This is a genomic window from Neisseria sp. P0009.S007 (genome assembly GCF_051962515.1).
Map to the genome: position 1 here is coordinate 1 of NZ_JBQCVF010000191.1, position 2,643 is coordinate 2,643.

Genomic DNA, 2,643 nt, shown 5'->3' on the forward strand with positions numbered 1-2,643 from the left:
CCTAATCTGCTGCTGCTTGACGAACCGACCAACCACCTAGACTTGGATATGCGCCACGCCCTGACACTTGCCCTGCAAAGTTTCCAAGGCGCATTGATTGTCGTTTCGCATGACCGCAGCCTGCTTGAAGCGACTACCGACAGCTTCCTCCTTATCGACAAAGGCCGTCTGAACAACTTCGACGGCGATTTGAACGACTACCGTCAATGGCGATTGGCACAAGAAAACGCCGCAGCAGCCCCCGCCGCTTCTGCACAAAGCCAAAGCCGTAAGGATACCAAGCGTATCGAGGCACAAATCCGTCAGGAAAAAGCCAAACGCAGCAAACCGATTCAGCAGAAAATTGACAAAGCCGAAAAAGAAATCGCACGATTGACTGATATTCAGACGGCCTGTGAAGCATTTTTGGCACAAGAATCTGCTTATTCAGAAGAAAATAAACCCAAATTGCAAGAGACACTCGCACAATTAACAGAAACTAAAGTAAAATTAACGCAACTGGAAGAAAACTGGCTGCAATGGCAGGAAGAGCTTGAGCAAATCCAAGTGGATGTCGAAGCCGAGTTTTCCCAATAAAAATAGAGCCATCAGGCCGTCTGAAATAAAACACAATACGGAAAAACATGACTTCAACCATCAAACAAGCCGGATACTTCCTCGTATTCTCTTTCGTCTTGGGCATTTCTCTTCACGCAGCCGCCGCAGTTTATTCCTGCGGCAACGGCAGCTATACTTCCGAACCCAAATCCTCCTGCGCACAGGCCGAATTGCCTAAAATCAGCGGCCATCAAGGCAGCGGTTACCACCTCAACATCCGTAGCCTCAATGCCTCTGATGAACGCGCAAGTGCAAAGCCTAAGAAAAAGGCACGCGCGGAAAAATCCGATAAACAAGAGAAAAAAGCCGACAAACCGAGCAAAAATAAGAACGGTAAAAAAGCTAAAAAACAGCAGCCCATGCCGTCTGAACAAGAATAAAATGCTCAACTGCAACGAATCAGCCCTACCTGAATCATGAAAAAATATCTGCTTACCCTATCCCTGCTGCCGCTTGCTGTTTTCAACAGCCAAGCCCACGCCGCAAAAATTTACACCTGTGAAGTCAACGGCTCGATTGTCTATACCTCGCGCCCAAGCGGCAACTGCCAAGCCGTCAACGATTTGCCGATTGTCGGCAAATACAGCAGCAGCCGATACGACGCCCCGGTCAGTGATGCGCCTACACTCAACGCGCCGACATCACAAACGGCTCCGGCAAAAAGCAAAAACACGGCGGCAAAATCCAACCATAAGGCAACACCCAAACCTGCTCCTGTCCGTACCGCTTCTGAAACAGCTCCTCCTCCGGTTCCCAAATCTTCCGGCGTCAACAGCCGCCGCTCTATTTTGGAAACCGAGTTATCCAATGAACGCGCGGCTTTGGCCGATGCCAAAAAGCAACTGAGCCAAGCCCGGACAGCCAAAGGCGGCAGTGTCAATCAACAGGCCATCAGCACATTGCAAGGCGCGGTTTTGGATAGGGAGAAAAATATTCAAGCCCTCCAGCGCGAACTGGGCAGAATGTAAGTCCAAATCAATCAAAACATCAGGCCGTCTGAACAGGTGGAAACGAAATCCAAAATTTTCGTTACGCCAAACAGACGGCCTGAATCCTATAATGATTACGCCCGTTTCAATTTCTTGTACCTAGTAAATACGGTATAATTTGCCCTTTACTACGCACATTACCTCCGGTCTTTTCAGACGGCCTTTATCTCATGACTGCAAAATCTTCTAAAACCCAAACAAAAAAACGCGTCTCAACCAAACCGGCAGCCAAACCGACCACACGCAAATCCACCAAAGCACAAACTCAAGCCGACAATAAAGTCTCCCAACGCCTCAAGGCCGCCAAAGAGCTGCAAAGAAACGAAGAAAAAAAAGCGCGCCCCGAGCATGTCGTCAACTTGATTAATGATGCTTTATGGCTGTTTGGCTTGGTTATCACCATTTATCTGGCTATTTCCCTGGCCAGCTTCAGCATGGACGACCCTGCATGGTCGCGCAGCGTTCCCAAAAGCAACGATGTCGCCAATCTCGGCGGCCTCTTTGGCTCCTATCTTTCCGATGTCGGATATTATCTGTTTGGCTTATCGTTTTGGTGGTGGATAGCCGCCTCTTGCGTTTTCCTCTACAAAAATTTCCGCCCCATGAAAAAGCAGGAAAACCATAAACCTTACAATCACGGCGTAGCCGCTTTGGCATTATTCCTCCTGCTGGTGTGCAGCCCGATTATCGAACATTTCCTGTTTGACAATGCATTGAGCGAATCCCTTCCCGTCGGTGCAGGCGGCTTGGTCGGCTTGCTGGCGGGTTCAGGCTTGGCTTGGCTGTTGGGTAAATCGGGCAGCCTGTTGATTATGCTGGTGATGTTGCTTTTGTCCATTTCCCTGCTGGCTCAGGTGTCATGGTTGGAAGTCATGGCCAAATCCGGCAGCCATATGGGCGGCCTGTTTAGCAGCCTGATGAAAAAACTGTCTCAATTCCAAAATAAAAAAGAAGATGTCCGTTCCGAAGCTTTGGAAACCCAAAATACGCGCCGCATGGTTAAAGAAGCCAAAACCATTACCGCTACTCCGGTTGCTCCGTTGGCAGGCAGCAGCAG

3 protein-coding genes and 1 pseudogene are annotated in these 2,643 nt (G+C 49.3%); all 4 read left to right on the forward strand.

The annotated features are described in order from the left end of the window. Nucleotides 1-576, forward strand: a pseudogene (locus tag ACTHS3_RS11390) (ABC transporter); the annotation flags it as partial. Nucleotides 577-623: 47 nt separating this feature from the next. Further along, complete coding sequence (locus tag ACTHS3_RS11395; protein ID WP_070625307.1) at nt 624-977, forward strand: nucleolar protein; 354 nt, start codon at nt 624-626, stop codon at nt 975-977. A gap of 36 nt (nt 978-1,013) precedes the next feature. Beyond that, the gene (locus ACTHS3_RS11400) at nt 1,014-1,565 is read left to right on the forward strand and encodes a hypothetical protein (protein WP_036490789.1); all 552 of its coding nucleotides are present in this window, start codon (nt 1,014-1,016) and stop codon (nt 1,563-1,565) included. Nucleotides 1,566-1,756: 191 nt separating this feature from the next. Continuing rightward, on the forward strand, nt 1,757-2,643 hold an 887-nt coding region (locus ACTHS3_RS11405; RefSeq protein WP_440367985.1), incomplete at its 3' end, for a DNA translocase FtsK 4TM domain-containing protein.

Coding starts and splice junctions, on each gene's coding strand:
- ACTHS3_RS11395 (WP_070625307.1), top strand. CDS start 624: ATGACTTCAACCATCAAACAAGCCGGATACTTCCTCGTATTCTCTTTC.
- ACTHS3_RS11400 (WP_036490789.1), top strand. CDS start 1,014: ATGAAAAAATATCTGCTTACCCTATCCCTGCTGCCGCTTGCTGTTTTC.